Source organism: Frankia sp. KB5 (assembly GCF_002099325.1).
GTDB lineage: Bacteria > Actinomycetota > Actinomycetes > Frankiales > Frankiaceae > Frankia > Frankia casuarinae.
Genome location: NZ_MRUJ01000053.1, coordinates 1 through 2570 on the forward strand (window position 1 = coordinate 1; position 2570 = coordinate 2570).

Here is a 2570-nt window from a genome sequence, read left to right on the forward strand (position 1 = left end):
GCGGTGCCCCCGATACCACCGGACGGCTGGTGCATCATGATCCGCGCGTGCGGCAGGGAGTAGCGCTTGCCCGACGCACCGGCGCAGAGCAGGAACTGCCCCATCGACGCGGCGAGACCGAGCGAGACGGTCGCGACATCATTCTCGACGAACTGCATGGTGTCGTAGATCGCCATACCGGCGCTCACCGACCCACCCGGCGAGTTGATATAGAGGAAAATGTCGCGGGTCGGATCCTCCGCGTTGAGCAGCAGGAGTTGCGCGCAGATCGCGTTGGCGATCGAGTCCTCGACGACCGAGCCGAGGAAGACGATGCGGTTGGCCAACAGACGGTTGAACACCTGGTCRTCGAACGCGGGTCCACCCTGACCGGGTGCACGAAGGTCCGGACCCGGAACCGGCAGGCGCGGGGCTGCGATGTTACTCACGGTCAGCTCCTCGACTTCCTCACATGGGACGGCTGATTGACCGGCTCGACACTATCTGTGACACGCCCCAGTTCCCGCCCTTCCCGCCCGATGTTCGCGCTGGGCGTGAGGACGGGCCAGCCCGGCCAGCCCGGGGCCGGTGGGCGCTCATGGCCAGCCGGGTGCGGGCTGGTTCGGCGCGGCGCCGTCCGGTCACGGAAGGCGGCGATGATGAGACGAACAGCGGGGCCGGCCACGGTTCCAGGTGGGAACGGTGACCAACCCCCACGGTTCGCCTGTTATGACCCGATGGTTGCTTCGGGAGGAACGCGACCGCGCCAGCGGCGAGGCGCTGATCAGCCGTTGCCGTCGGTCTCCGCCTCGACCGGCTCGACCGGCTCGACCGTGGCGTCCCCGTCCCCGGGGGCGACGGCCTCCGCCGCGACGGTGACATCGCGGTCATGATCGGCGTCGGCATCGGTGTCCGGCTGCGAACGGGCTGGCAAAGCGAGCTCGACGGGGGTCCCCGCACCGTCGACGACCTTGGCGTTCTCCAGCAACAGGAAGAGCGCCTTGGTCCGCAGGACGTCGGCCATCAGGGCCGTGAGACCCTCGCCCTGCGCAAGCTGCTGAGCGTAGACGTCCGGCTGCACCCCGGAGCGCTGAGCGCGCAGGATGAGCTGCTCCATCAGCTCGCCCTGGTCGATCCCGATCGACTCGGCATCGATCACCGCGTCCAGGATGAACTGGGAGCGGATCGCCTTGCCGGCGGACTCGCGGACCTCCGCGTCGAACTCCTCCTCGGTCTGGCCGAGGGTCTCCAGGTAGGACGGGCGGTCCGTGCCGATGTACTCCAGCTCGCGGGAGAGGCGGTGCTCACGGGCCTCGATCTCGCCGGCGAGCAGCGAGCCGGGCACCGGCACCTCCACCCGCTCCAGGAGGCTTTCCAGCAACTTCTCCCGGGCCTGGYCGACCTGTTCGGTGCGGCGCGACTGCTCCAGGCGCGTCCGGATGTCCGCGCGCAGCTCGTCGAGGGTGTCGAACTCGCTGGCGGTGGTCGCGAAGTCGTCGTCCAGGGCCGGGAGCTCCTTCTCCTTGACCCCGCGGACCGTCRCCGTCACCTGGGCGGGCTGACCGGCTTGCTCACCGGAGAGCAGCTCCGTGGTGAAGGTGCGGGTCTCGCCGTCCGTGGCGCCGATGATCGCGTCGTCGAGACCCTCGACCAGGTTGCCGCTACCGACCTCGTAGGACAGCCCGGTCGCCTCGGCACCATCGATCGGCGTGCCGTCCGCCTCGGCGGACAGGTCGAGCGAGACGTAGTCACCCGCCTGCACGGCCCGCTCCACCGGCGTGAGCACCGCGAAACGATCACGCAGCGCGCCGAGCTGCTCCTCGACCTGCTCGTCGGTGACCTCGACGGCGTCAACGGTGATCTCAAGCTCCGAGAACTCCGGCAGAGTCACCTCGGGCCGGACATCCACCTCGGCGGTGAAGACGAGCTGGCCGCCGTCGGCGAACTCGGTGATGTCCACCTCGGGCCGGGACAGCACATCGACCTCCTCGGCCTGCACRGCCTCGGAGTAGAGCTGCGGCAGCGCCTCCTGGACGGCCTCGTCCAGGATGACACCCCGGCCTAGCCGCTGGTCCAGGATGCGCGGCGGGACCTTGCCCGGCCGGAAGCCCGAGACCCGGACCTGGCGGGCAAGCTTGCGATATGTGGCCTCGAGCGAGGGCTTGAGCTCGTCGAAGGGCACCTCGACAGTGAGCTTGACCCGGGTCGGGCTGAGGGTCTCCTTGGTGGCCTTCACGGCGCGGCGGTCTCCTGGTACGACGTTGGACAGGGGGTGACACGCCGAGGGTATCGGTCGGGGCGGGGAGACTCGAACTCCCGATCTCCTGCACCCAAAGCAGGCGCGCTAGCCACTACGCTACGCCCCGAGGCGTCGCCTGCTCATTCTACGGGGTAAGCTCGCATCGATCACCTCGCGGGTGTAGCTCAATGGCAGAGCCCCAGCCTTCCAAGCTGGCCATGCCGGTTCGATCCCGGTCACCCGCTCCACTCTGGGTCAACCGTGTCCGCGCGGAGGCGGACCTTGTCGTTCCGCCATGTCCACCGGGCGGGCCGAACCCCCCGAACCCCCCACGTACCGAACAGACCCGGCT

2 protein-coding genes and 2 tRNA genes are annotated in these 2570 nt (G+C 69.1%); 1 reads left to right on the forward strand and 3 read right to left on the reverse strand.

Going from position 1 to position 2570, the window contains the following annotated elements:
- The 3 genes from KBI5_RS06250 to KBI5_RS06260 all read right to left on the reverse strand — a co-directional run.
- Positions 1-428 (reverse strand): ATP-dependent Clp protease proteolytic subunit (locus KBI5_RS06250; protein WP_085014547.1); only part of this gene is annotated, 428 nt, incomplete at its 3' end.
- A 335-nt stretch (positions 429-763) separates the two neighbouring features.
- Complete coding sequence (tig, locus tag KBI5_RS06255; RefSeq protein WP_085014548.1) at positions 764-2215, reverse strand: trigger factor; 1452 nt, start codon at positions 2213-2215, stop codon at positions 764-766.
- Positions 2216-2272: 57 nt separating this feature from the next.
- Positions 2273-2345 (reverse strand) — tRNA-Pro (locus KBI5_RS06260).
- Positions 2346-2392: 47 nt separating this feature from the next.
- Here KBI5_RS06260 and KBI5_RS06265 point away from each other — a divergent pair.
- Positions 2393-2466 (forward strand) — tRNA-Gly (locus KBI5_RS06265).
- The last annotated feature ends 104 nt before the right edge of the window (positions 2467-2570 follow it).